This is a genomic window from Paenibacillus sp. sgz302114 (assembly GCF_056120345.1).
On record NZ_JBVYOI010000010.1, the window covers coordinates 1 to 25,614 of the forward strand.

The window sequence follows — 25,614 nt, forward strand, 5'->3', positions numbered from 1 at the left end:
CAGCCCAACTGCTTCGCAAGCGACCGTTACCGGTCTTACGCAAGGCGCACCATATAAATTCCGCTTGGTCGTTACCGGCGGTCAGAACGCAGGCAATTCTACCGTTCTAGACGCGACAACGCTAACGGTACCTGTAGCGAATTTTGCACTGAAAGGTGCTGCAACGACGACAGGTGCATCGTTCACATGGACAGCTGCCGTGCGCGCAACAGGTATCATCGTTGAGCAATCCAGTGATGACGGAGCGAATTGGAAAAAATCAACGAGCGCAACGATAGCGACTTCCGCAACAACAGCAACTGTTTCGGGCTTGACGCCGAATACGACATACAAGTTCCGTTTGAATATAACTGGCGGCGCTAATGCGGGAACTTCCAATGATGTTGAAGAGAAGACATTGCCGGTGCAAATCACAACCTTTGCAAGCACGGGTAAAACGGCGACTACCGCTTCATTTAAGTGGACACCAAGTACAGGTGCGAATGCATCGGCTGTTACGGTGGAGCAGTCCACAGACCAATTGAACTGGGAAACGTCTACAACAACAGATACGCCGCTTGCATCGAGCGCGGCAGTCGCAACGGTAATAAGTCTGACGCCGAACAAGGCGTACAGCTTCCGCTTGAGAGTCGTCGGCGGCATGAATGAGGGGCTTTCGAATGTGACGGCGGTAACCACGATTCCACAGCCAATTACAGACTTGATGAGAAGCGACGCGACAACGCTTACGAGCATCTCGCTGCAGTGGACGCAGGCGAAAGAAGCGACAGCCGTCGTTCTTCAACAGTCCACGAATGGCACGACATGGACGCCAGCAGCAACGGGCACGCTCAGCCCGGAAGCATCGGAAGCAACCATCATAGGCTTGCTGCAAGGCGTATCATTGAAGTTCCGTTTGCTTATTACTGGGGGTCAGAATGTGGGGTATTCCAATGTTCTGGATGCGACTACGCTAACTGAACCGATAGCCGACTTTGCACTGAAAGGCACCACGACAAAAACAAGCGCGATGTTTACATGGACAGCTGCCGTGCGCGCATCAAGCATCATCATTGAGCAATCCAGTGATGGCGGGTTGAACTGGAAAAAAGCAACAAGCGCAACGATTTTGAATTCCGCAACAACCGCGAGCGTTACGGGACTAAAGGCAAATACCTCTTATATGTTCCGATTGAAGGTTGTCGGTGGCGCAAATGCGGGCACGTCTACTAGTGTTGTTGAGACGCAGACAAGCCCCTAATCGTTTCAAGCGTTCTATGATTCGTCAAGGCGCGGTTCCCAACTAGTCGGGAACCGCGCTTTTTTACTAAATGTTTCGCCGATAACGGCGCGGTCTCCGATCGATTCGGAGATCGCGCTTTTTTGAGTGTGTTTCATGGAAAACCAGCTGTCCCTTTAACGAAGCCTCTGCTTACAATCGTTTTTGTTGTTGCTGGGGCGCATACTCGTCCTAAATTCGGCGAAACGCTGAAGCGCTCCGCCGGAAACGAAAGCACACGGCAGCTAGATAATATTGCTATACCAATCTAATAGAGCATTTTTTACTGCGCTTTTAATCTCTTTCTCGATGAAACTTCCTGAGTATATTCGGGTCGAAATCGAATCATACACAGCATCGATGTTGATGCTATCTAAATGGGTTGCCGACACCCATAGCCCATATATCCTTGCGTTTGCATACGAGATATAAATTGCTCGAAATGTATTGGATTGCATTTCTAAAGTACGATCAGTTTCAACAAATGCTCTAATAACCGGCATCATTTCAGACTTTACACGCTCTATCACATCGGTAACATCATCTTGATCCCAGTGGTTTTTGTTCATTTTCTCTTGCTTCAACTTTTTAATTCGGTCTCGGAAGTCTACGAAATCGAAATCATCTTCTTTATTCATTCCTAACTATTCTCCTTTCAAAAATGTATTGCCATGGCAGGGCTGCGCATCACATAGTAATCTGTATCGACGACTTGGTGCCCATAGATTTTCAATAAAAAGGGGCACGGATCAAATTCCGTACCCTCGCCGGCTATAGATTGGATTGACCTAGCAAACTACATATTCATTTCAATTATGAATCGAGATTGCTTGAATACTACGAGGATTAATAAACAAGACTTCATTATTGACCAAGAACAGTGCAGAATTCCCTTCAAAGCCAAGGAAAGTAGCTTGGATCCCTTGTGGACCAGTGTGATCAAATACAACGTCTACGCGTACCCCTGGAGAGAGACGGAACAAAATGCTTGGAGCTCCTCCAAACCCTCTATCGAAACCAAAACCACAACTCATATCTTTTTCCTCCCTTCAATGAATCTCATATACAATATGAGAGTCTGTATGCAAATGACAAGGCTAATCTACTAATGAATTAATGAATTTTGTGAGATTGAGAGATTTGCAACGCTACATAATGGAGATCTGACTTAACATGATTTACGAGATGAATGCAACGAGATCGCTTGAATGCTGCGAGGATTAATGTACAAGACTCTGCAATTGGACAGGAACAGTGCGGAATTTCCCATAAATCCAAGAAATGTAGCCTGAATCCCTTGCGGACCAGTGTGGTCAAATACAACGTCTACGCGTACCCCAGGAGAGAGACGGAATAGTATGCTTGGGACTCCATTAAAGCCTCTACCAAAACCTCCACAAAAACCACAACCCATATATTTAGCCTCCTTTCTTTGACTCTCAATTAAAATATGAGAGTTTACTAGCAAACGGCAAGGCTAACTTACTACTACAATAATGGATTTTGAGAGGGTATCCCTTTATTTCTAGACACCGTGGAGGGTATCTAAGAGAGGTCGCTTGTAAAAGCGGAGGCAATCTGTTTTGTTGTGAACCGATGTTGGCGCGGCGGCATAAGCTAGGAGCAAATGGCCATTTGACTATGGAGGTGAGGGTATGCCGTTTATACCGAATTTCCCGCGAGCCTTATTAGATGAGCATATGCGCTGGCACCATACTCATCATCATGATAACCCGGCTCTGCTGCCGCCTGGCTACGGGCAGGAGTTTATGCAATTCCACCGGTATTTTATTCGAAAAGCACTGCAGTGGTATAACGCTCAGGGCCTCGATCCGCAGCTTGTGGCGGCTTGGCCGAGTGTGCCTGAAGTCATTCGTAACGCCCCGTGCTACAACCGTGCGGCTGAAGCCCGCGTGGTGAATAACCCGCAGTCCTTCGCGACGCTGGATCAGCTTGGCTTGTTTATTGAAGGCACGAACTTGCACGGCTGCATTCATCAAGAGGCGGCGAGATGGTATAACGAAGAGGCGCTGAACGACTTCGACATTGCGCCGGCCACTACGATGTTCTACAAAATCCACGGGCTCATCGATCAGTGGTATACGAACTGGGAACGCGCAACGGGCCAACCGAACGCGGGCAGAGGCGGCATCGAGGCTGGTATCGCCGCCGTACCGCAGCTACAGCCGCAGTCACAGTCTAAGTCGAAGTCGAAGAATCCGGGAAAAAGTAGCCAAAAAAAAAGCGCTTTACTGCTCAAAGGGAGAGCAGTAAAGCGCGGAATACACCGGAATAGTAGCTTGCAGGCCTTGGCACGAAATCCGAAGCCTTTACTTGAACGGAAGCCGCTACTGGCTGCTGATCAGAGCCAAGTCGGAAACCGGCCGCCGCTGCGTGATCCTGCCGACCCTCAAACAGCGCAATCATCGCTTCGAGATCGGCTTCGTAAATCCCGGCCACTTCTTCCGGCTGCAGCGTTAGTGAAGCGAGCGGCGCGTCGTAAATAAAGCCGAATACTTCGCTCGCCTCGCGATCGATGAAGTCCACGCCTTTGGCGAAGCCCGCCGTTTCCTTGCGGGCTTCGCCAAGCGGGATGAGCGCATCGAACGGTACATATGCGCCGAGCTCTTCTTCGATTTCCCGAGCGGCATCGCGCATCGTTTCGCCGGCGCTTAGATGGCCGGCAGCGGTAACGTCGAAGTGGCTCGGGAACGTGTCTTTGTCTTCACAGCGCTGCTGAAACAGGACAAGCCTGCGCTCGCCGTCCCGCCGCGCCAGCCAGCAATGAATGGAGCGGTGCCACAGCCCGCGCGCATGTACGTCGCTGCGGCTTGCTGTGCCGAGCCAGTTACCGGCTTCGTCGTAATAATCGAACTGCTCTTCCTCAGCGGAGGAAGCGGGAACAGCTGCGTCAGCGCCATTATCGTTCGAATCGTGCGCCGCCAACGGTTAGGCCAAGCCTTCCTGTACGCCATCTGGCATTTCTGTCAGATGCGAGGTGCAGTGACCGCAGCGCGTTGCTTTGATCGGAATTTTGGTCAAGCAGTACGGGCAGTCCTTATCGGTCGGTTCAGGGTTAGCTACGACCTCTGGTTCCTTGGTGCCGATACGGCGGAGCGTGTTAGCCCCCTTCACGATCATGAAGATACAGAAGGCAACGATGGTGAAATCGAGAACAACGTTAATAAAATTGCCGTATGCGATGACAGAGACCGATTCTGCCTGTGCTTTTGCCAATGTATCAGGACGCTTGTCCACATGGGAGAGCAAGAAAAACTTATCCACCAGATTGACATTGCCCATGAGCTTGCTGATCGGCGGCATAATGATGTCGTTCACGAGTGAGGTGACGATTTTGCCAAACGCACCACCTATGATTACCCCGACAGCAAGATCGAGCACGTTGCCTCGGACGGCGAACTCTCTAAACTCTTTTAAAATTTTCATGATGCTATCAACTCCTTCTGCCCTATTATATCGAAATCGAGAAAACGTTCAAAGATTATCTCACCAAAAGCAGCCGATTTGAAGCAGCTTCCACCTCAAGAGGCACCTCGCAGGCCGGTTCGCCGTCTCCGAATGCGGAGATAGACGCAGCTCCTTCGACAGAATCCCCGGTCACCGATACGCGGCCACCGCGCAGCATTGTCACGAACGGTAGTCGGACATGCTTACCTGTGAGCAGTGTAGGGAAAAGACGAAGCAGCTGCAGCGGCGTGCACGTATGCACAATGCAAATATCAAGCAGTCCGTCGGAAGGCGATGCCTCCGGGCAGATACGCAGGCCGCCTCCGTAAGCGGGTACGTTGCAGATCGCAGCCATCCAGCCGCGCTTGTACACATGTGGCGTACCGTCAACCGTCACCGTCATCAGGCGAGGGCGATAAGTCAGCAGCATGTGTATGAGGGCGATGAGGTAGGCAAGCGAGCCGACGCCAAGCTTATTACATAGCTTCTTATATGAAGAGCGATTCACCGCAGACGCGATTGCTGCGTCGAAGCCGACAGCGAGTGCTGTCAGAATAGGTCTAGGCTGTTTGCCCCCATCGCCAATCATTATTAAGTCGATCGGCATAGCCTCGCCTTGAAGCACACGTTCCAGCGCTGCAAGCGGCTGCTTCGGAATGTCGAAGGCGCGCGCTGTATCGTTGCCGGAGCCGGACGGGATGAGTCCGAGCGGAACGCCGCTGCCTGCAAGAAGCGGCAGGATACTATGGACCGTGCCGTCGCCGCCGATCACTGCAACCGCTCTCACTTCCGGATTCGAGTCATTGCTGCTCAAGCTGCTCTGGCTCCGCGCAAGCAGGCTTCGCAATTCCTCGCACGCCGTCTCCGCTGAAGCCGCTATGACCGCTTGATACGGAAGGCTTCTGCGCCGCAGCTCGGCTTCAACAAGCTTCCATATTGTTTTCCCACGGCCGCTTCCAGCTCGTTCATTAACTACGAATATCCACATGACGCGACTCCTCCTAACGACTTGCACTCATTATAAGGGGCGGTGTACAGGCTCGCCAACTTCTTTTTGCAGCAGAATCGGCTATAATAACGGAAGGAGGTAAGACAAGATATGGCTGAACCGTTAAAAGCAATGTATGACCTGCCGTTTCTGCGGCAATTCGCGGCGCGCGTCGCCTCCGCGTGGGCACCTTTTGAGCAAGAGGCGTTTATCCGGCTCGTCATGGGTGACGGCTGGGAGGCGCTTGAGCTGAAGGGCCGAATTCGGCGCATTACGCACGCACTTGGGGCAACTTTGCCTGCATCATACCCGGAGGCACTCGGTGTATTGCTTGCCATTCATGAGCAGTGCGCAGGCTTCCCGTACTTATTTTTCCCTGATTTTGTTGAGGTGTATGGTCTGGAAGAGCAGCATCACGAGCGTTCCTTGGACGCGCTTGCGCGCTTCACAGTGCAGTCCTCAGCTGAGTTCGCGATCCGGCCGTTCTTGATGCAAGCGCCAGAGCGCACGCTCGCGCGTATGCTGGAATGGGCGTTGAGCCCCAACGAGCATGTACGCCGGCTTGCCAGCGAGGGCTGTAGACCGCGCCTGCCGTGGGCGCCGGCCTTGACGATGTACAAGAAGGATCCGTCACCGATCGTGCCGCTGCTTGAGCTATTGAAGTGCGATCCATCGCTTTATGTACGAAAGAGTGTCGCTAATAATTTGAACGATATCGCGAAGGATCATCCAGCGATTGTGCGAGAAATCGCGAAGCGCTGGAGCGGTCATCACCAGTGGACGGACTGGATCGTTCGCCATGGCTGCCGTACCCTCATCAAAGCGGCGGACCCGGAAATCATGGCGCTGTTCGGCTATGAGGAGCACAGCGATGACGCGGAAGGCTTCGTCGAGCACGCAGCGCTGCAGTCGCTCTCGCAGGAAGTGCGCATCGGCGAAGATAGCGAGCTTCGCTACGAAGTGAAGCTTCGCCAGTCGCCAAGCACAGAGCTGCTGCGTCTACGCGTGGTGCTCGGCGTCTTCTATGTGAAGTCCGGCGGCAAGGTGACGGAGAAACGATTCCTTGTATCCGACAAGAAAGCTGCGCCGGGGACTAGCTTCTCAGGCGCGAAGAAGCTTAGCTGGAAGGATTTATCGACACGTAAGCATTATGAGGGGCTACATAGGCTGACTCTTGTGGTGAACGGCCTTCCGGTCGCCGAGACGAACATTCATTTGTCTGAGTCTGTCATAAGGAGCGGTGTGGAATGACAATTGGCGCACGAGTTCTGAAGACGGGGCTTGCCGTCGCTCTGGCTGTCTACCTGAGCAATATGCTCGGCTTTGCCTCCCCGATCATCGCAGCCGTTGCTTCGATCTTTACCATTCAGCCGTCCATTTCCAGATCCTGGCAGCAGGTCGTCGATCAGCTCCAAACCAATTTGCTCGGCGCCGCTGTCGCACTGGCGGCGGTTCGTCTGTTCGGGACGGCGCCGATTGCGGTCGGACTTGTTTGTATTATCGTCATTCTTATTAGCATCAAGCTGCGGATGGAGAGCACGATCGGCCTTACGCTGGTTACGGTTGTAGCGGTTATGGAAGCGAATCAGGAAGGTTGGACGTTCGCGCTCGACCGCGTCCTCATGGTGCTGACAGGGATGGCGGCCGCTTTTGCCGTGAACACGCTCATTATTCCGCCGCGTCCGCGCAAGCAGTTCGTCAGTCAAGTTCAAGAGGCCTACAACCAGCTGTCGCTCCTGCTGCGCCTCGCTATCTCGAATGAGATGAAGGAGGATGTGCACCGCAGGGAGAAGGAGAAGCTGGTCGGCATTCTGCGCAAGCTGGATGAGGCGTACTTGCTGTTTGAGGAGGAACGCTCGATCCTTCCGAAGCGCAAGGTTGCGCGGGCGAGGCAGCTTATTCTGTCCAAGCATCTCATTAAAGCGCTGCATAAAGGCGTCGATCTGCTCGAAGTCGTAGAGGAGCATTATTTCTCGGCGGCGGATGCGGAGAGATGGGCGAAGCGGTTCGATGCGCAAATCGAGGAGCTGGCGAAGTATCACGAGCATATCCTGCTCAAGCTTGCCGGCAAAATGAAGCCGTTCGCGACGATTGAGCCTGAACAGGAACGGGAGGATCGGCTGATTGAGCAGCTGACGAGTTACCTGCATGAGGAACACGGGCAGAACAAGCGCCTTGTGTTCGTAGCATCGTCGATGCTGGAGTACGGCTATCATTTACGCCGGCTCGACAAAGTGGCAGATCAGGTGCAGCAGCGTGAAGGCGCTGCAGAGCTGAGTCTGCAATGACCAAAACGCCCTTGTATCCGCCTCTGCGAAGAGCAACTATTGCTCATCGCTGGCAGGTACAAGGGCGTTTATCGTCATACGTTTAGTTTAGGCAATTATTTATCAACATCGTCGGGATGTCTGCGCGGATGCTGCAGATGCGCTTCATGCTGCGTAATTTCCTTCTTCGGCGTAAGCCGCTCATCGGTTTTGCCTTCATGGTGATTATCGAAGTCGAGCTGGACGAGCTCCCATTCCGTAGTCCCGATATTCGGGTCAGCAGGGAAGACATCATTGCGCTTCAGATGCTCCTCACGCCCAATCTCGTTCTTATAAACACCATCTACCTCAACGGGCTCACCTGACACCGGGTCCATCTGATTATGCCCTAATTGTTCGTTCATCACGTTCTCCTCCTGAAAAGTCTCATCGGTCAGCCGCAGCCTACAGGCCATGCTTAGGAACAGCGGCGCGGTCAGCAGCGGATTGCGCTGAGCTCGCCTCAGCTTTGCCTGCGCCTGTCCGATCTGCTTTCGACTGCGCCTTGCTAGCTTTCACTTGCAGGTGGGACGGTTGTTCGCCTGACATATGGTGGCCTCCTGATCGATAGGTCATAATAATTGAAATGCCTTTCTCAGTGTGCCACGAGGGAGGAGAAACTATGTAGAATAGGTGAGACTGGGGGCTGTGCCAGCAGCCGTTATCATTGCGGCGACAGCAGCCGCAATCCGCAGGATGGGCAATCGACGTCTTGATGAGTGACAGGATCGCCACAGGCAGGACACGGCTCCGTGAAAGGCTGCTTGGCCGCAGCTTGCAAGGCCATGGCGTTCTCCGCCTGTCGCTCTTCGGGCGACTCCTTGCTGGCAGCATGCGAGGCAGATCCGCCAAACAGCGCTTCCACGAACTGCTTTAAATCGGTATGCTTGCCGGAGTCGTCACCGGAGATTCGGATCATGACGATCATCGCCGCAACGAGTGCGCCGGCAACGGTAAGAACAATAACGGTTGCAATCGTATTCATCATGGCTGAGGTTCCCCATTTCGTTCAGTTCAAGGTCATTTGCTTATTGCTTAAGATTACCTAAGATTACTTAAGATGATAGCGGGTCTCCAGCTTCTTGCCGCCCAGCCACATCGCAACGAGCAGTACGAGGGCAAGAATGATCCGCCAAGGCTGCTTGGTCAAATCGCCGATATCGAAGCTAAGCACCGATACGCTCAGGATCATGACGGCTTTGCCGAGCAGAATCGCGAGGACGAATGAACCGAAGGAGATACGGCTAAGTCCAGAGACGACATTGATGAAAGCAGAGGGCGAGAAAGGAAAGCAAGCGAATAGAAACACCGGTGTAAAGCCGCGTTTCTCAATAAACACGAGCAGCTTCGAGGCGCGCGGAAATTTGCGGCGGATCCAGCCGCTTAGATGGCCGCCTAGCCTGCGCGAGATCCAGAACAGCAGAAGCGAGCCGCTGCAGACGCCGATCCAGGATAGTAAGGAACCCAGCCATAGCCCATAAATATTAGCGTTGGCAGCGACGAATACGAGCAGCGGCAGCACCGGCAGGAACGATTCCGCCAAAGGGAGTAGAATGCCCGGCAGCGGACCGTATGCCTTATAACTCTCGAGCGTCCGCTGTAGATGCTCGAGGTCTAGATTTTTAAGTGAGTGAATCCAATCTCGATAATAATCCATGCGTGTAACTCTCCCCTAACCTCATCCCGGTAAACCGCAGCTTTATGACACTTCTTTCTCTCTAAACGCACGGAATGGGAACCAAATATAGAAAAATCCGATAACGGCGTACATAATGCCGCTGTACCACAGCACTGCCGACTGGCCTTGCCAAGTAGCAAGCGTACCGCCGATGACAGGCCCAATCATGCCGCCAATGCCTTCAACAGTGGAGAAGATGCCCCATCCGAGCCCTTGCTGCTTCGGGGGCACATAGTTGGCGAGCAGCGCATTCCAAGCAGGAAGCAGCGTCGCATACGAGAGGCCGAGCACTCCGGTCAATACGATGCACTCCCACATCGGCGGTGCGAGCGAAAGCAGGTACAGCGAGACGCCAATGAAGACGAAGCCGAGCACGAGAAACCATTTCTTGCCGCCAAGGATGTCCGATAAGCGGCCAAGCGGAATGAGGCCAAGCACCGTGCAGGCGCCTCCGGCCGTCAGAAGCAGCGAATATTGCGCACCGTTCATGCCAAGCTTGTTCTCGGCGAAGCTAGGCAGAATAGGGACGAGCATCCCAGCGCCCATCGTCTGCAGCACCATGCCAGGCAGCAGCAGTCGCATATGGCGAAGACGGTCTTTCAGAATGACGAACTGCTCCCGAAGCGGAAGTGACGTTGCTGCGCCTGGCGCCTTGCTGTTGTTAATGAATAGCGAGAGCAGCCAGCAGAGCAGTGCGAACCCAAGGAGCAGGTAGTAGGTGAAGGACTTGCTATAATCGAGCAGCAGGTTGCTAACGATCGGTCCGGCACCGATACCGATGAACCAGATCGTATAGAGGAAGCCCATTTGCATCGCCCGACGGTCATCCGACACTTTCGTTAAGCAGACGATCCAGATTGGCGAGATGCCTACCCCGTATAATGCTGCGGCTACAATGAAGAGCCAAGGAACATGTGCGAAAGGGACGAGAAAGATGCCGATGAGCGAGACAAACAAGCCGGTATGTACGACGAAACGAATTGAGAACCGGTCAAGCAGATAACCGATCGCCATCTTCAGCGCGGTATCGGTTAAGTAGTGGGCGGTTATCGCAATGCCGATAATATCGAGCGATAAACCGAGCATTTTTTCCCCGTAGATGGGCAGGAAGCTGATAAGTGCAGCCCCTCGCACGAATTCGACGAAGAACAGAATGACGGAGAACAGAATAATTTCGCGTGAAAATAATCGTTTCGGCATGTGTCTGAATCCCCTTTGCATCCACGATTCGGGAACAACGGGCGGGCAGGCTTCTTCATTATATGCAAGCTGGTACAAAAATCCAACCAAGCCATGCAGCCAGTATATCTATCGAAGAGTCACTGCCCCTCCATTTACGAATCGGATGATCAGTACGTTTCACAAAGTATTATCAGGTTTCCCCTAAACACGCCAAAACATTGCAAAAAAAGCCCGTCCGCTCGTTAGGAGCAGTCGGGCATTCGATATCAGCAAGTATTAGATGAGCAGATTGAACAGGACAGGGTCTTTGTTCAGCTCCACGAAATTGAGGCCTTTCTTGTTCATCCGTTCGACGAGCGGTTCATAATCTTGACGGTTCTTCAGCTCGATGCCGACAAGGGCAGGGCCGTTATCCTTATTATGCTTCTTCGTATATTCAAACCGCGTGATGTCATCGTCCGGTCCGAGCACCTCATCGAGAAATTCGCGAAGGGCGCCGGCACGCTGCGGGAAGCTGACCATAAAATAATGCTTCAGCCCTTCGAAGACGAGCGACCGCTCCTTAATTTCTTGCATCCGGTCGACGTCGTTGTTGCCGCCGCTAATGACGCAGACGACTGTTTTGCCAGCGATTTGTTCACGGTATAGGTCAAGCGCCGCAATCGGCAGCGAGCCTGCAGGTTCTACCACAATCGCGTTCTCGTTGTACAGATCGAGCATCGCCGTACATGCTTTGCCTTCCGGCACGATAATAATATCGTCGAGCATTTCGCGGCACATGCGGAACGTCAGCTCGCCGACCCGCTTCACTGCGGCGCCGTCAACGAACTTATCGATCGTATCCAGCGTCAACACTTCGCCGGCATCCAGCGATGCGCGCATAGATGGCGCACCTTCTGGCTCGATGCCGATAATCTTCGTGCTTGGAGATACGGCTTTCACATAAGCGGCAACGCCTGCAGCAAGACCGCCGCCGCCGATTGTGACAAATACGAAGTCTGGTGCAGAATCGACCGCTTCCATAATCTCTTTGCCGATTGTGCCGTTGCCTGCAATAATCTTCGGATCGTCGAAAGGATGGATGAAGGCGAGATCATCCTTGCGGCTAGCTTTGATTGCCTCATTGAACGCATCGTCGAAGGTGTCACCTGTCAGGATGATTTCGACATCCGATCCGCCGAAGAACGCCACTTGGGTGACCTTCTGGCGCGGCGTCGTGCTTGGCATGTAGATTTTACCAGGGATGCCGAGCGTGCGACAGGAGTACGCAACGCCTTGCGCGTGGTTGCCTGCGCTTGCGCAGACGACGCCGCGGAGCAGACGCTCCTCCGGCAGCGACTTAATCAGATGATAAGCGCCGCGCAGCTTGAAGGAGCGAACTACTTGCAGGTCCTCTCGTTTCAGCAGCACGTTGCAGCCATAACGCTCCGACAGCACCCGATTCTGCTGCAGCGGCGTGCGTGCCGCCACTTCTTTTACATGCATTTGCGCCTGTGCGATCTCCGTCAGTCCAACGGTGTGTGTGCCGCTGTAGTCCCATTCATTAGCCATAGCCTTCATGCTCCTTTCATCCTCTCCCAAACACAACTGAGCAAATAAAAAAATCCCGCCCCGAAAGGGACGAGATTCGTATCTCGCGTTACCACCCTAATTCCGTATGCGCATCACGCCTAATCGCTGGCGGATGACATAACGGCTCCTTTGTCACGTACGATCATACGTGCTCCGTGTAACGGCGGATTCCGTCCGTGCTTACTGTTAAAGGTTCGGCACGGATTCTCGGGGAGGATACAGCAAATGCTTGGCAAACGCCGGCTTTCAGCAGGTACCGGCTCTCTGGGGGATGCCTTCTCGCAAATGCGCGTGTTCCCGTCAGTAGAATTTTCATAATTTCGAATTATTCTTGTTATACTCCCCAGAAGGGGCAATTGTCAACGGGTTTGTTCGTGACAGGAATTGGAGGGGTAAAATTGCCATTTCGGCGCAATTATGTGCTGCACATCGAGATCGTTCTATTCCTCGTCTTCTGGGTGCTGCTCGCGATTCACCCGAACAGCGTACTCGACTGGTGGATGGAAAATATATTGAACGTTGTCGCGATCCTTGTGCTCGCAATCAGCTATCGCAGGTTTACATTCAGCAGGCTGTCTTATACGTTGATCCTTCTGCTGATCATGCTTCATACGATTGGCGCTCATTATGCGTATCACGAGACGCCGGTCGATCGGTGGATGAAGTCGCTGTTTCATTTGAAGCGGAACATGTATGACCGTATCGTCCATTGCGGCTTCGGCCTGCTGCTCAGCTATCCTGCAATTGAGCTGCTTACTCGCGTTGGTCGGACACGCCGGCTATGGGCATATCTGCTTACGCCGTGGATTCTGCTTGGCTTCGGTGCGCTCTATGAGATCGGGGAAATGTACGTCGTATTCCTCGCGCCAAAGAAGGAAGGGCAAGATTTTCTCGGAATGCAGGGGGACATCTGGGATTCGCAGCATGACATGGAGATGACGCTGTATGGGGCAATTCTCGCAGTAGCTGTAATCGTATTTTGCAGAAAGCTGTGGAGGAAAAATTCAGATACACCGCCGCCGGAAATGGAATATAATGAGTGAAACACGTCATTTCTGGGGAGGGGATTCGAGTGCGAACAAAGCTAATCTTCGTTAGACATGCGGAGTCCGCCGGCCCTTTTGTGCCTGAGCATGACCGGACGCGAGGGTTATCCGAGCGTGGACAAGCCTCCTTGATTCGCGTTGCTGAGACGATTTGTGAAATGAATATCGATCATGTTGTCTCCAGCCCGTATCGGCGGGCGATGCTTACGCTGCAAGGGTTAGCGGATGCCCGTAGACTGCCGATTGTTTGCTATGACGCGCTTCGGGAACGCCAGCTGCATGGTTCCGAATATCCGCTTACCGGGGAAGAGTTCCACGGGGCGATTCAGCAGTCCTTCGAGGACAAACGCTTCGCGCTGCCAGGGGGAGAGTCGTTCGCGGAAGCCCAGCAGCGGGCGCTTCCGGTCATTAAGCAGCTGCTTCGCGAGCATCAAGGCCAAACCGTTGCCGTTGGGACGCATGGGAACATTATGGTGATGCTGCTGAATGCGTTCGATGAAAAGTACGATTATGCATTCTGGCAAAGCACCACGATGCCTGATTTGTATGAAGCGGAGTTTGAAGGCGAGCAGTTGATGGAGGTGAGACGGCTATGGAGTTGATCTATCGGGAAATGACGATTGGCGATTACGAGGCTGCTTACTCGCTATGGGCGAAGACCGAAGGGATGGTGCTCAGCAGCGCCGACTCCAAGGAAGAGGTCGAAGCGTATTTGCTGCGCAATCCAGGCTGCAGCTTTGTTTGCGAGACGGAAGGCGAACTGCTAGGCACGATACTAGGCGGTCACGACGGCAGGCGCGGGTTCATCTATCATGTTGCCGTGTCTCCGAATACGCGAGGAAGAGGCATCGGACAGCGACTGGTTCAGCTGTCGCTTGGCAGGCTGCGCGAAGCGGGCATTTCCAAATGCCATCTTTTCGTACTGGAGGACAATGCAATCGGAGGGCGGTTTTGGGCTCGGACGGGCTGGCAGAAGCGGTCAGGGATTTTGCTGTTTTCGAAGGATACATAGGGAAGCTAGGGGAGCGGGAGAACGCAAGATCTGGAAGCTGGGAAGCTGGAGGCTAGAAAGCTAGAAAGCTAGAAAGCTAGAAAGCGAGGCTGGTCGAGGCTGCATATTGATATCTGCAAAGTAGAGCGTTTGGAGGACTACGATCTGACTTCGCTGCTGACCGAGAGTGAAGCGCAGGGATTCCGCCATGTCGGGCGGCTCGTGAGCAACTATCATGATGGTTCTAATCGGTTCGATCGCGAAGGTGAAGTGCTGTTCGTGGTGAGAGTTGATGGCCAGGTGGCTGGCGTTGGCGGGCTTAATCGAGAGCTGCATGATATGGCAAGGCAAGCGGCTGGTCGCGTGAGGCGAGTTTATGTGGCTTCGGCGTATCGCAGGCAGGGCGTTGCCCGTGCACTTATGAAAGCGATAATGGAGTATGCTGAGAATGGGAGCTCCTTCGCGTATGATCGGCTCGTCTTGCGGAGCGGTAGTCCGGAGGCGGATATATTTTATCGTTCACTAGGGTTCCAATCGGTGGATGGAAGTGAGAGTATTACTCATGAGTTACTATTCAATCAAACAATCGAGGAGGAACAGAAAGTGGAAAACAACAGCATTCAACATATGGTGATTTTTGATTTGAAGCATGCAGCAGGATCGGTGGAGGCCGAGCAGTTTCTGAAGGATGGCGAGCGCTTGTTGACGTCTATTCCAGTCGTTCGTAACTTCCAGGTGTTCAATCAAGTGAGCGTCAAGAACGACTACCAATATGGCTTCTCCATGGTGTTCGATAATCAGGCAGATTACGAGGCCTACAACGCTCATCCGGTTCACGTTGACTTCGTAGAAGGCCGTTGGGTGCCGGAAGTGGCGCGGTTTTTGGAGATAGATTTTAAGAATTATGGGGCTTAACTTTATTACGTACTCTGAGAGATCGTATTGGTTCTCTTAACTCTTCAATTGAAGCCCATTGAATGCTGAGAGATCATATTTGCTCTCTCGGAAGGACTCAGACAGCGAAAATAGCCAATATCACCTCTGAGAGATCATATACGTTCTCTCGGCTACAAAATTAGTTTGTTTCGACGTTGAGAGATCATATAGGTTCTCTTAGCGTAACTGAGCAGCAAAGTGCTGGGTGGAAAACCTACATAGGCGGTTGGAGAGAGGAGCGGAGGAGTAGGATGACATTACGGCAGTTTGCGCGTGGCTTGACTGGTGCGCTGGTTGTACCTTGGTTAATCTACTTCGCGCTTAATTATTTCGTCGATCATAGAAACCGAGCACTCCAAGATTATGCGTATCATGACAGCTATTTCTTGGCGGTGAATGTTGGATGGATCGGGTACGTTGCTCTCGTTGTCGTGCTGCTCGCGGTATATAGCGTCGTAGTTGCGAGCTTCAATTGGATAGGGAACAGAAGAAAACCAGGCCGCCGTTAGGAGCCTGGTTTTCTTTGTGTTGCGTGTTGTTGCGGGCTAACGAACCGTAATAACCTTATTCAGCGGAATTCGGCACTTTTGAAACTGTAACGAACTTAAGCAACGCTATCGAGCTTTTTCTGGGGCAAAAGAGGTTCGTTTGGCAGCAATAGCGTGTCTGTGGTTCGTTAGAAATCTGAAGGCGAGTTATTTTCGCCAAATAGCGACTCTGTAGTTCGTTAGCGCGACGAGTTAGGGACCGGGCTTCTGCAAAATCGTTCGGAATTGCTCGGTCAGCAGAGGGACCACCTCGAACAGGTCTCCGACGATGCCGTAATCGGCGACGCCGAAGATTGGAGCTTCGGGGTCTTTGTTGATCGCTACGATGACGCGGGATTGGCTCATGCCCGCCAAGTGTTGGATCGCGCCGCTAATGCCGCAGGCGATGTAGAGCTTCGGCGTGACTGTCTTGCCCGTCTGTCCGATCTGCAGCGAGTAATCGCAGTAGGCAGCATCGCAGGCGCCTCGTGATGCGCCGACCGCTCCGCCGACGACGGCGGCAAGCTCTTCAAGCGGCGCGAAGCCCTCCGCGCTGCGCACTCCTCTGCCGCCGGAGACGATAATGTCGGCCTCGGCGAGATCAATCCGTCCGCTCGCTTTGCGAACAACGTCGCGGACGATGGTCCATAATGGCGGCGCCGTGTACGGCAGCGCCGCGATTATGCCCTCGCTGCCGGGAGCGACCGGCTCCGCGACGGGCAGATTGTTCGGGCGCACCGTAATGACCTGCGGTGCGCCGGGGAGAAACCGCCGCTGCTCGAACGCCTTGCCGGCGTAGAGCGGGCGCGTAAAGATCGCGGCTGCGCCGCCGCCCGTCTCGAAGTCGACGGCGGTCACATCCGCGATGTGGCCGCCATGCACGGCGGCGGCCACGCGGGGCGCGAGCTCGCGCCCCGCTGCGGTGTGGCCGAGCACGATGATGCTCGGCTGCACCGCAGCAATGGCTGCGCCGATGGCGGCGGCGTACGCCTCCGGCACAAAGCCCGCTAGGGCGGGGTCGTCTACGACGTGGACGACCTCCGCCCCGCGCGCGGCGAGCTCCGCGGCGGCTGCGCCGAGCGCCGCGGACGCTCCGCCGCCGACAACGACGGCGTGCACGCTGCCGCCGTCCCCGGCTAGTCGCCGCGCTGCGCCGAGCGCTTCCAGCGCCACGCGCCGCAAGGCTCCCTCCGCGCACTCGGCATACACGAGTGCCGTTCGTTTCCCTGTATCGCTCATCGCGTTCATACGCCTCCTCTCTAAAACAATTTCGCTTCGCGCTGCAGCAAATCCGCAAGCTGTGCGGCTTGCTCCTGCGGCGTGCCGCCGAGCTTGCGTCCCGCCGCGCGAACCGGCGGTGCGAGCAGCGCTATGCGCTCTGTCCGCGGCGAGAGATCCGCCGCCGCGAGCCCAAGCTCCGAAGCGCTGATCTGCTTCAGCGGCTTCTTCTTCGCTTTCATAATGCCCGGCAGCGACGGATAGCGCGGCTCGTTCAGCCCCTGCTGCGCCGTAATGAGAGCGGGGAGGGGAACCTCGACCGTCTCCACGCCCCATTCGGTGTCGCGTTCTACGACAGCGACTTGTTTCACTCCGCCGCCTTTAGCCCACGATGCTCCACTCAGGCTCGAGCTGTTTCCTCCCGGACCTGCTGAGCCGCCAACATCTCTAACCTCCACCTTCAGCGCCGCCGCCGCTTGCGGCAGTCCGAGCCGTTCCGCGATTTGCAGCGCGACGCTGCCCGCGCCGCGGTCAACGGCGAACAGCCCGGCGAGCAGCAGGTCTGGCTGCAGCTGCTCCACCACTTTGGCGAGGGCAGCGGCCACGGCATAGCCGTCATCGCCCTGCAAGCCGTCCGCAGACAAAAGCACCGCTTCGTCTGCGCCCATGGCAAGCGCAGTTCGGAGCGCCTCAATGGTGCGGTCCGATCCGCAGGAGACGGCGATGACGCTGCCGCCGTGCGCCTCGCGCAGCCGAAGCGCTTCCTCCAGCGCGTATTCGTCATATGGATTAATGATGAATTTCACATTTTGCTCGTCTGCGGTTCCATTCACGAGCTCGATTTTTTCCTCCGTATCAAACGTCTGCTTCATCAGAACGACTAGCTGCATCGCTTCGAAAGCACCTCCTGCTGTAACTCTAAATTGACCGCATCAGTCATACCGCTGCCGAGCGGCCGAATACGATAAACTAAGCCCTCCATGCCTGCTTGCGACTAGTAGTTACCTTATGAACTTGGCCCTTAAAATAGACCGCGGGCCGCCCCGCGGAAGGTGCCTATCCGCATGTTCCCGGCAAGAGGGACATATACTGAACCACTCCCGTTATCCAAGGCACAAACGGCTCCGAAGGAGGGATCTTTGTGGGGTTTCTAAGCGCGCATCTGCTCGCTGCGCTCTTGCGGTGGCTGCTGCTTGCAGGGATGACGGCAGGAGCGATCGCGAGCTTTTACCTCGTTGTGAGCAGGAGAATTGGCTACATCCGGCTTGGTCGAAAGGCAGCGCCTAGAAGGCCCGCCCCGCCCTATGACGAAGCTGGTGACGAGTATGACGACCGCGATGGCGAGAGCGAGGAAGCAGTCCGTCTCACCTCTTTTTCCGCGAATGCCGCACTGGCGTCAGAAGCGGTTGCGAGTCCCGAGGCACGCAGAGGGTTGGAGTGGGTTTACCAAGTGTTCGGTCACCGCAAGCTGCTGAAGGACATACGCAGCGGACTGATGCATCTGGTTCTGTTCTACGGGTTTATTGTGCTGCAGTTTGGCGCGCTGGACATCATTTGGGAAGGAATCAGCGGCTCGGCGCTGCCTATTCTGGACGATCACTGGTTTGTGTATACGCAGGAGATTACCGTGTCGCTCGTGCTGCTGGCGCTGCTCTACGGCGGCTTCCGGCGATATGTGGAGCGGCTTCGCCGTCTGAAAAGAGGCTGGAAGCCCTCTATTGTGCTGTGGTTTATCGGGGGTCTGATGGTGACGGTGCTGTTTACGCAAGCTTTTAATCGCTTGCAGGACGCGTCTTCAGGCAGCGCCTCGCTGTATGTGGGCTACGCCCCGGTATCCTCGGCAATTGCTGAGGCGCTGCGTCAGGTTGACGTTACACCGGGCGTCGGCCGCGTATTTTACGAGCTGTTCTGGTGGCTGCATTATGCCGTGCTGCTGTCGTTCCTGGTGTATGTGCCGCAATCGAAGCATTTTCATATTCTGACCGCTCCGGTCAACCTGTGGCTGCGCCGCCGCTCGCCGCCTGGAAAGCTGACGCCGCTCGATCTTGAGGATGAAGAGGCGGAATCGTTCGGAGTTGGCGCGATTGAGCAGTTTACGCAAAAACAGCTGCTCGACCTCTATGCCTGCGTCGAATGCGGACGCTGCACCAACGTATGTCCGGCATCGAATACCGGCAAGCTGTTGTCGCCGATGCATCTCATTATAAAGCTTCGCGATCACCTGACGGAGAAGGGGGCTGCGATTACGTCGAAATCTCCGTGGGTGCCGTCTTTCGGAGGCGCGGGGGTGGCGGCAAGTGCGCATATGATGCAGAGCGATACGCCGGTGCTTTGGGTGAAACAGTCCGAAAGTGAGGGTGCCGCCGTAACCATTGAACCGACGATGTCTGCGCAAAAAGGCGCGTGGACTCTTCACGGCGACATCGCTCCCGCGGATGTGGCGCTCATTGGCGACGTGATGACGGAATCGGAGCTGTGGTCGTGCACGACCTGCCGCAATTGCGAGGACCAGTGCCCCGTAGGCAATGAGCACGTTGACAAAATCATCGATATGCGCCGCTTCCTCATCCTGACGGAAGGAAAAATCCCGGCAGAGGGCCAGCGTGCGATGAACAATATCGAGCGGCAGGGCAATCCGTGGGGGCTGCCTCGTTCGGAGCGAGGGGGCTGGATCTCGGCGTACAATAGCGCTTTTGCTATAGAGGGGGCTGGGGCTGCACCTGTGCTGACGATGCAGGAGGCAGCGAAACGGAAGGGGAGCGAGGAGCGTCCGGAGCTGGTGCTGTGGGCTGGAACGATGGGCGCTTACGACCAGCGGAGCCGCAAAGTGCTGTTCGCCGTCGTGCGGCTGCTTCAGCATGCAGGCATTCCGTTTGCTGTGCTCGGCGGAGAGGAGCGCAACTCCGGCGATACGGCGCGGCGGATGGGCAACGAGCTGCTATTCCAGACACTGTGCAGCGAGAACATTGCTACGCTCGAACGCTATGGCGTGAAGCGGCTTGTGACGATTTGCCCGCATACGTTCAATGCGTTCAAGAATGAATATCCGGATTTTGGGCTGAGCAAAAGCGTCGTGGTGGAGCATCATACAACGCTGCTCGAACGGCTCGTCGCGCAGCAGCTGATTAAACCGGTGCACCCGCTTAAAGAGCGAGTCGTGTTTCACGATTCGTGCTACTTGGGCCGCTACAACGGCATCTATGATGCTCCGCGAAATTTGCTTCGCGCGATTCCGGGAGTGAAGCTGCTGGAGATGGAGCGCAATCGCGAAAATGGCATGTGCTGCGGCGCAGGCGGCGGCCTCATGTGGATGGAAGAACGCAGCGGCGTGCGGGTGAATGAAGCGCGAACGTCGCAAGCGATGGCTACGGCGCCGACCGTCATCGGCTCGGCCTGCCCGTACTGCCTGACGATGATGGAGGATGGCATCAAGCTGCTCGATGCGGAGGACACAGTCCGGGCACGCGACGTCGCGGAGCTGCTGGCGGAGAGCGCGTTTGGGTGAGGTGAAGCTGCAGGCTGGCAGGCTGCGGCAAATGCGCCTTTGTGGAGCTGAGAGCACAAATACGTGCTCTCAGCGCGGGAAACGCGCAAAGTAGCTCGCGAGAGCACATATATGCTCTCTCACGCATCAATCTCTCTCGCCGCCGGCGGTTTGTGGAGCTGAGAGATCGTAATGCGTACTCTCAGCCCCAAAATTAGCCGATTGTAGCTCTGAGCGTGCAGATTCGGCACTCTCAGAGAAGGAACCAGCCGAAATCGGCAGCTCTCTCGCCAACACTATGCCGGTCCGCCGGCCACCGAGAGCAGCATTTTCAAACTAACTACCTAACTAAAGGAGGGAGCCATGTGGGAGGAAAAACGCCAGGGACCCGCATTAGCCGCGCGGCGGTTATCGGGTCGGGTGTGATGGGAGCGGGTATCGCCGCTCATCTTGCGAATGCGGGCATTAGCGTGCTGCTGCTCGATATTCCGCCGTCGACGCTGACGGAGCAGGAGACGCGCGCGGGCAGGACGCTGCAGGATCCGGCTGTGCGCAACCGGCTTGCGGCCGCCAGCATTGCGAGGCTTACGAACCAACAGCCGCCCGCTTTATACGACGCTGCTTTCGCAAGGCGGATTACCGCAGGCAACTTGGAGGATGATCTTTCCAAGCTGACGGATATGGAATGGATCGTCGAAGCCGTCGTGGAGCGGATCGACGTGAAGCAGGGCGTGTTTGCGCGCATCGAGCCGTGGCTTGGGCCGGAGACGCTCGTCACTACGAACACCTCAGGCTTGTCGGCAAGCGCGATGGCAGAGGGGCGCGGCGAACAGTTCCGAAAACATTTTGCCGTCACCCATTTCTTCAACCCGCCTCGTCACATGAAGCTGGTCGAGCTTGTTGCCGGTCCGGATACGGAATCTGCCGTCATGGCACGGCTAGCCGCCATCTGCGAGCGCCAGCTTGGCAAAGGCGTCGTCACCGCAAAAGACACGCCGAACTTCATTGCGAACCGGATTGGCACGTACGGGATGATGACGACTTTTGCGGCGATGAAGCAGTTTGGGCTGGGCGTCGATGAGGTGGATGCGCTGACCGGACCGGCAATGGGACGGCCGAAGACGGCGACGTTCCGCATGTTGGATCTCGTCGGACTAGATACGCTGCTGCATGTGGTGGACAATGTGCGGGAGCGGAGTGATGACGCAGAGGATCAGGAAGCTTTTGCAAGACCGCCGGAGCTTGAAGCGCTTGTGGCTCGAGGGTGGATCGGCGAGAAGGCCGGATGCGGATTCTATCGCAAAATCAAACGTCCCGGCGGAGGAAGCGACATCGAAACGCTCCAGCTGGATACGATGGAGTACGCGCCGCGCCGCAGCGTGAACTCCCCGGTCACCGAGGCCGCGAAGTCGGCAAAAGGAGCCGCAGGCAAGCTCAAAGCGCTCCTTTTCACAGACACGAACGATCGTTATGCGAAGTTCTCGTGGCAGGTGACGAAGACGGTGCTGCTTTACTCGGCGCGGCAGGTCGGCGTCGTTGCGGATACGATTGACGATATCGACAAGGCGCTCGTCTGGGGCTTCAATTGGGAGCTTGGGCCGTTCCAGCTGTGGGATGCGATCGGGCTTGAGAAGTCGGTGCAGCGGATGCGGGCAGAGGGCGACGACATACCGGGGTGGCTCAGTGAGTGGCTGGCTTCGGGAAATAAAAGCTTTTACAAGGAGGAGGGGCAGCGCAGATTTTATGTGGACAGAGGCGAATACCGGCAGTTGGAAGAGAAGCAAGGTGTCATATCGCTAGCTGCGCTGAAGCGTGCCGGCCGAACAATTCTCGGAAACTCTGGAGCCTCGCTAATAGACATTGGCGATGAAGTCGCATGTCTTGTGTTTCATTCGCCGAACAATGCGATTGGCGGTGATATCCTGAGCGCAATTCGGCAGAGCGCGGACGAGGTTAGCCGTAATTGGCGGGGGCTTGTGCTTGCCAATGAGGGACGGCATTTCTGCGTCGGCGCGAACCTGATGATGCTGCTCATGGAAGCGCAAAACGGCGATTTCGACGAGGTCGACGATATTATCCGCCTATTCCAAAACAGCATGCTGACGCTGAAGCGGCTCGATCGGCCTGTCGTCGCAGCGCCGCACCGGATGACGCTTGGCGGCGGGGTGGAGGCTTGCTTGCCTGCGGATCGGATTATTTTCTCGGCGGAGACGTATTTCGGACTCGTCGAGACTGGCGTAGGGTTAATTCCGGCAGGTGGAGGCTGTAAAGAAGCGGCGGTAATGGCGGCTTCGCGCGCCGGAGCGCTCGGCGATTTGCAGCCGCATGTGAACGCTTTGTTCGAGACGATCGCGATGGCGAAGACGTCAACGAGCGGCTACGATGTGCATCGAACGGGGCTGATGCGGCCTGGGGACCGCGTCATTATGCGCGACGAGACGCGTGTAGCGGAAGCGAAGCGCAGCGTGCTTGAGCTGGATCAGGCGGGATACGCAGGGCAGCCGGCGGGGGCTCGGATTCGCGTCGCGGGCCGCGAAGGACGCGCGGTGCTGCAGCTCGGCGTGGAGGCGATGCGCCTCGGCGGGCAAATCAGCGAGCACGATGTGAAGATCGGCCGCAAGCTCGCGCATGTGATCGCCGGCGGCGACGCAGCGCCGGGGGCTGAGGTGAGCGAGCAGTATTTGCTCGATCTGGAGCGCGAAGCGTTCCTCAGCTTGTGCGGCGAGCCGCTGACGCAGGCGCGCATGCGGCATATGCTCTCGACGGGCAAGCCGCTGCGTAACTAGGCGTGAGGGGTGTAACAGCGAAGCAGTAACGATAAAAAAAGTAATGATTGCGATGCCACTACCTAAAGGAGGTGACCGCCTATGCCAAGTGCGAATCAGAATCATCCGCTCGACGCTGTCATTGTGTCGGCGGTTCGAACGGCTGTCGGCAAGGCGAAGAAAGGCAGCCTTCAAGGCACGAGAGCCGAGGATTTAGGCCGCGCAGTGCTGCGCGCGGCGGTGGACCGCGTCCCCGGACTTACATACGGGGACGTGCAGGACGTTGTCATTGGCTGCGCGATGCCCGAAGGGGAGCAAGGCCTGAACTTTGCCCGCATCATGACGTTGTATGCGGGCTTTCCGGTGACGACGCCGGCCGTCACCGTCAACCGGTTTTGCGCCTCCGGCTTGCAGGCGATTGCCTATGCAGCGGAGCGCATCCGGCTCGGCGAGGCCGACGTCGTGCTCGCCGGAGGTGTCGAAAGCATGAGCCACGTCCCGATGACGGGCTTCAAGCTTTCGCCGCATCCCGGCATTGCCGACGCGATGCCGGAGGTGTATATGGGCATGGGGCATACCGCCGAGGAGGTGGCGAGGCGGTATGGGATTAGCCGCGAGGCGCAGGATGCTTTTGCAGCGGCGAGCCATGCGAAGGCGGCAGCAGCGCAGGCAGCCGGCCGCTTCGCGGAGGAGATCGTTCCGCTGCATGTGCAGCTGGAAGGCGTCGATGACAACGGCCGGCCTTGGTCGCGCAGCTTCGTGTTTGACAGCGACGAAGGCGTGCGCGCCGACACGACGCCGGAGGTGCTCGCGAAGCTGAAGCCGTCCTTCGCGCGCGAAGGCACGGTCACCGCGGGCAACGCCTCGCAGATGAGCGACGGCGCAGCAGCCGTCGTCGTGATGAGCCGCGCTCGCGCTGAGCAGCTCGGCGTGAAGCCGCTCGCGGTATTCCGCGCGTACAGCGTCGCAGGCGTCGCGCCAGAGGTGATGGGGATCGGCCCGATTGAGGCGATCCCGAAGGCGCTGGCGCGCGCGGGCATTTCACTCGAACAGGTGAAGCTGTTCGAGCTGAACGAGGCGTTCGCGGCGCAGTGCTTGCCGATCGTTCAACGGCTCGGGATCAACCCCGAGCTCGTGAACGTGAACGGCGGCGCGATTGCGCTCGGCCATCCGCTTGGCTGCACGGGGACGAAGCTCAGCGTCTCCCTCATCCACGAGCTGCAGCGCCGCGGCGGCGGCCTCGGCATCGTCTCCATGTGCGTCGGCGGCGGTATGGGCGCCGCGGGAGTGTTTGAGGTACCTTCGGCTTAGATACGAGAGTGATGTGGGGTGCCCAGTACCCCACATGAGCGGAAATTGGTCCGAAACGGTGAAAGAAGGGTAGTGGCTACCCTGCATTGGCGGAAATCCGCGTGAAAAGGCGGAAGAGGTGTAGCAGGTACCCTACATTGGCGGAAATCCGCGTGAAAAGGTGGAAGAGGTGTAGCGGTTACCCTAAATTGGCGGGAATCCGCGTGAAAAGGTGGAAGAGGTGTAGCGGTTACCCTACATTGGCGGAAATCCGCGTGGAAAGGTAGAAGAGGTGTAGCGGTTACCCTACATTGGCGGAAATCCGCGTGAAAAGGTGGAAGAGGTGTAGCGGTTACCCTACATTGGCGGGAATCCGCGTGAAAAGGTGGAAGAGGTGTAGCGGTTACCCTACATTGGCGGAAATCCGCGTGAAAAGGTGGAAGAGGTGTAGCAGGTACCCTACATTGGCGGAAATCCGCGTGAAAAGGTGGAAGAGGTGTAGCGGTTACCCTATATTCTCGGAACCATAGGCAACCAAGCGCGAGAAGCTGGTTAGGTGGACTACATTCGCCGAAATCCGCTCAAACGAGCGCAAGAAGCTGGTTTGCTGGACTACATTCGCCGAAATATGCCCAAACGAGCAAAAGAAGCTAGTTAGGTGGACCACATTCGCCGAAATCCGCTCAAACGAGCAAAAGAAGCTGGTTTGCTGGACTACAACTACTAAAGAGTATCCCCCAGGGACCCACATTAGCGAAAAAGCAGCCAATCGGCAAAAAGAATCCCTCAGGTACCTACATTGGCGTAAATCCAGCAGTTCGGTCCAAAGAGAGTCCTCCAGTTACCTATATTAGTTGGACGAAAGATGAAGTCGGTTTACGGTAAGCCCCTTGCTTCTCCTAGAA

General features: G+C 55.9%; 24 protein-coding genes. 11 read left to right on the top strand and 13 right to left on the bottom strand.

What is annotated here, in order from left to right:
* On the top strand, positions 1-1,240 hold a 1,240-nt coding region (locus AC0LWF_RS21175; protein WP_474653524.1), incomplete at its 5' end, for a fibronectin type III domain-containing protein.
* 263 nt (positions 1,241-1,503) lie between these two features.
* Here the strand turns inward: AC0LWF_RS21175 and AC0LWF_RS21180 are convergent.
* From AC0LWF_RS21180 to AC0LWF_RS21200, 5 genes are all read right to left on the bottom strand, one after another.
* A complete protein-coding gene (locus AC0LWF_RS21180) occupies positions 1,504-1,896 on the bottom strand; it encodes a hypothetical protein (protein WP_474653525.1) in 393 nt (130 codons plus the stop codon).
* Between the two features lie 171 nt (positions 1,897-2,067).
* Positions 2,068-2,292, bottom strand: coding sequence for a hypothetical protein (locus AC0LWF_RS21185; protein WP_474653526.1), 225 nt, complete (start codon positions 2,290-2,292; stop codon positions 2,068-2,070).
* Positions 2,293-3,514: 1,222 nt separating this feature from the next.
* Positions 3,515-4,204, bottom strand: a complete 690-nt coding sequence (locus AC0LWF_RS21190; RefSeq protein ID WP_474653527.1) for an NUDIX hydrolase — start codon at positions 4,202-4,204, stop codon at positions 3,515-3,517.
* A 3-nt stretch (positions 4,205-4,207) separates the two neighbouring features.
* Positions 4,208-4,705, bottom strand: coding sequence for a large conductance mechanosensitive channel protein MscL (mscL, locus tag AC0LWF_RS21195; protein ID WP_474653528.1), 498 nt, complete (start codon positions 4,703-4,705; stop codon positions 4,208-4,210).
* Between the two features lie 55 nt (positions 4,706-4,760).
* The gene (locus AC0LWF_RS21200) at positions 4,761-5,714 is read right to left on the bottom strand and encodes a diacylglycerol/lipid kinase family protein (protein WP_474653529.1); all 954 of its coding nucleotides are present in this window, start codon (positions 5,712-5,714) and stop codon (positions 4,761-4,763) included.
* A gap of 111 nt (positions 5,715-5,825) precedes the next feature.
* On the opposite strand from AC0LWF_RS21200, the gene AC0LWF_RS21205 reads away from it, so the two are divergent.
* Both AC0LWF_RS21205 and AC0LWF_RS21210 read left to right on the top strand, forming a co-directional pair.
* Complete coding sequence (locus AC0LWF_RS21205) at positions 5,826-6,965, top strand: DNA alkylation repair protein (RefSeq protein ID WP_474653530.1); 1,140 nt, start codon at positions 5,826-5,828, stop codon at positions 6,963-6,965.
* Positions 6,962-8,002 carry an FUSC family protein gene (locus AC0LWF_RS21210; protein ID WP_474653531.1) on the top strand — a complete coding sequence of 347 codons (1,041 nt, stop codon included), beginning with the start codon at positions 6,962-6,964 and terminating at the stop codon, positions 8,000-8,002. The genes AC0LWF_RS21205 and AC0LWF_RS21210 overlap by 4 nt, the downstream gene beginning before the upstream one ends.
* 95 nt (positions 8,003-8,097) lie before the next feature.
* On the opposite strand, the gene AC0LWF_RS21215 is transcribed toward AC0LWF_RS21210, so the two are convergent.
* The 6 genes from AC0LWF_RS21215 to ilvA all read right to left on the bottom strand — a co-directional run bounded on the left by AC0LWF_RS21215 (position 8,098) and on the right by ilvA (position 12,431).
* On the bottom strand, positions 8,098-8,385 hold the full coding sequence (locus AC0LWF_RS21215; RefSeq protein ID WP_474653532.1) for a transposase: 288 nt from the start codon (positions 8,383-8,385) through the stop codon (positions 8,098-8,100).
* Positions 8,386-8,425: 40 nt separating this feature from the next.
* Entirely contained in the window at positions 8,426-8,569 is a 144-nt protein-coding gene (locus AC0LWF_RS21220) for a hypothetical protein (RefSeq protein ID WP_474653533.1), read from the bottom strand.
* A 115-nt stretch (positions 8,570-8,684) separates the two neighbouring features.
* Positions 8,685-9,008, bottom strand: a complete 324-nt coding sequence (locus AC0LWF_RS21225) for a zinc ribbon domain-containing protein (RefSeq protein WP_474653534.1) — start codon at positions 9,006-9,008, stop codon at positions 8,685-8,687.
* Positions 9,009-9,071: 63 nt separating this feature from the next.
* Positions 9,072-9,677: a TVP38/TMEM64 family protein gene (locus tag AC0LWF_RS21230; RefSeq protein WP_474653535.1), complete on the bottom strand. Its 606-nt coding sequence runs from the start codon at positions 9,675-9,677 to the stop codon at positions 9,072-9,074.
* Between the two features lie 42 nt (positions 9,678-9,719).
* Entirely contained in the window at positions 9,720-10,898 is a 1,179-nt protein-coding gene (locus AC0LWF_RS21235; RefSeq protein WP_474653536.1) for an MFS transporter, read from the bottom strand.
* 258 nt (positions 10,899-11,156) lie between these two features.
* Entirely contained in the window at positions 11,157-12,431 is a 1,275-nt protein-coding gene (gene ilvA / locus AC0LWF_RS21240) for a threonine ammonia-lyase IlvA (protein ID WP_474653537.1), read from the bottom strand.
* A 419-nt stretch (positions 12,432-12,850) separates the two neighbouring features.
* On the opposite strand from ilvA, the gene AC0LWF_RS21245 reads away from it, so the two are divergent.
* The 5 genes from AC0LWF_RS21245 (at position 12,851) to AC0LWF_RS21265 (ending at position 15,934) form a co-directional block, all read left to right on the top strand.
* Positions 12,851-13,495: a DUF2238 domain-containing protein gene (locus AC0LWF_RS21245; protein WP_474653538.1), complete on the top strand. Its 645-nt coding sequence runs from the start codon at positions 12,851-12,853 to the stop codon at positions 13,493-13,495.
* A 29-nt stretch (positions 13,496-13,524) separates the two neighbouring features.
* Positions 13,525-14,100 carry a histidine phosphatase family protein gene (locus tag AC0LWF_RS21250; RefSeq protein WP_474653539.1) on the top strand — a complete coding sequence of 192 codons (576 nt, stop codon included), beginning with the start codon at positions 13,525-13,527 and terminating at the stop codon, positions 14,098-14,100.
* Positions 14,091-14,510 (top strand): GNAT family N-acetyltransferase, encoded by a 420-nt coding sequence (locus AC0LWF_RS21255; RefSeq protein ID WP_474653540.1) that lies wholly within the window; start codon positions 14,091-14,093, stop codon positions 14,508-14,510. The genes AC0LWF_RS21250 and AC0LWF_RS21255 overlap by 10 nt, the downstream gene beginning before the upstream one ends.
* Before the next feature lie 129 nt (positions 14,511-14,639).
* On the top strand, positions 14,640-15,404 hold the full coding sequence (locus AC0LWF_RS21260) for a GNAT family N-acetyltransferase (protein WP_474653541.1): 765 nt from the start codon (positions 14,640-14,642) through the stop codon (positions 15,402-15,404).
* Positions 15,405-15,676: 272 nt separating this feature from the next.
* Positions 15,677-15,934, top strand: a complete 258-nt coding sequence (locus AC0LWF_RS21265) for a hypothetical protein (protein ID WP_474653542.1) — start codon at positions 15,677-15,679, stop codon at positions 15,932-15,934.
* A gap of 231 nt (positions 15,935-16,165) precedes the next feature.
* Here the strand turns inward: AC0LWF_RS21265 and AC0LWF_RS21270 are convergent, their stop codons facing one another.
* Complete coding sequence (locus tag AC0LWF_RS21270; RefSeq protein WP_474653543.1) at positions 16,166-17,191, bottom strand: electron transfer flavoprotein subunit alpha/FixB family protein; 1,026 nt, start codon at positions 17,189-17,191, stop codon at positions 16,166-16,168.
* A gap of 20 nt (positions 17,192-17,211) precedes the next feature.
* The gene (locus AC0LWF_RS21275) at positions 17,212-18,060 is read right to left on the bottom strand and encodes an electron transfer flavoprotein subunit beta/FixA family protein (RefSeq protein ID WP_474653544.1); all 849 of its coding nucleotides are present in this window, start codon (positions 18,058-18,060) and stop codon (positions 17,212-17,214) included.
* Between the two features lie 311 nt (positions 18,061-18,371).
* On the opposite strand from AC0LWF_RS21275, the gene AC0LWF_RS21280 reads away from it, so the two are divergent.
* From AC0LWF_RS21280 to AC0LWF_RS21290, 3 genes are all read left to right on the top strand, one after another.
* Positions 18,372-20,675 carry a (Fe-S)-binding protein gene (locus AC0LWF_RS21280; protein WP_474653662.1) on the top strand — a complete coding sequence of 768 codons (2,304 nt, stop codon included), beginning with the start codon at positions 18,372-18,374 and terminating at the stop codon, positions 20,673-20,675.
* Between the two features lie 344 nt (positions 20,676-21,019).
* The gene (locus AC0LWF_RS21285; protein WP_474653545.1) at positions 21,020-23,440 is read left to right on the top strand and encodes a 3-hydroxyacyl-CoA dehydrogenase/enoyl-CoA hydratase family protein; all 2,421 of its coding nucleotides are present in this window, start codon (positions 21,020-21,022) and stop codon (positions 23,438-23,440) included.
* Positions 23,441-23,521: 81 nt separating this feature from the next.
* Entirely contained in the window at positions 23,522-24,730 is a 1,209-nt protein-coding gene (locus AC0LWF_RS21290; RefSeq protein WP_474653546.1) for an acetyl-CoA C-acyltransferase, read from the top strand.
* Positions 24,731-25,614: the final 884 nt, after the last annotated feature.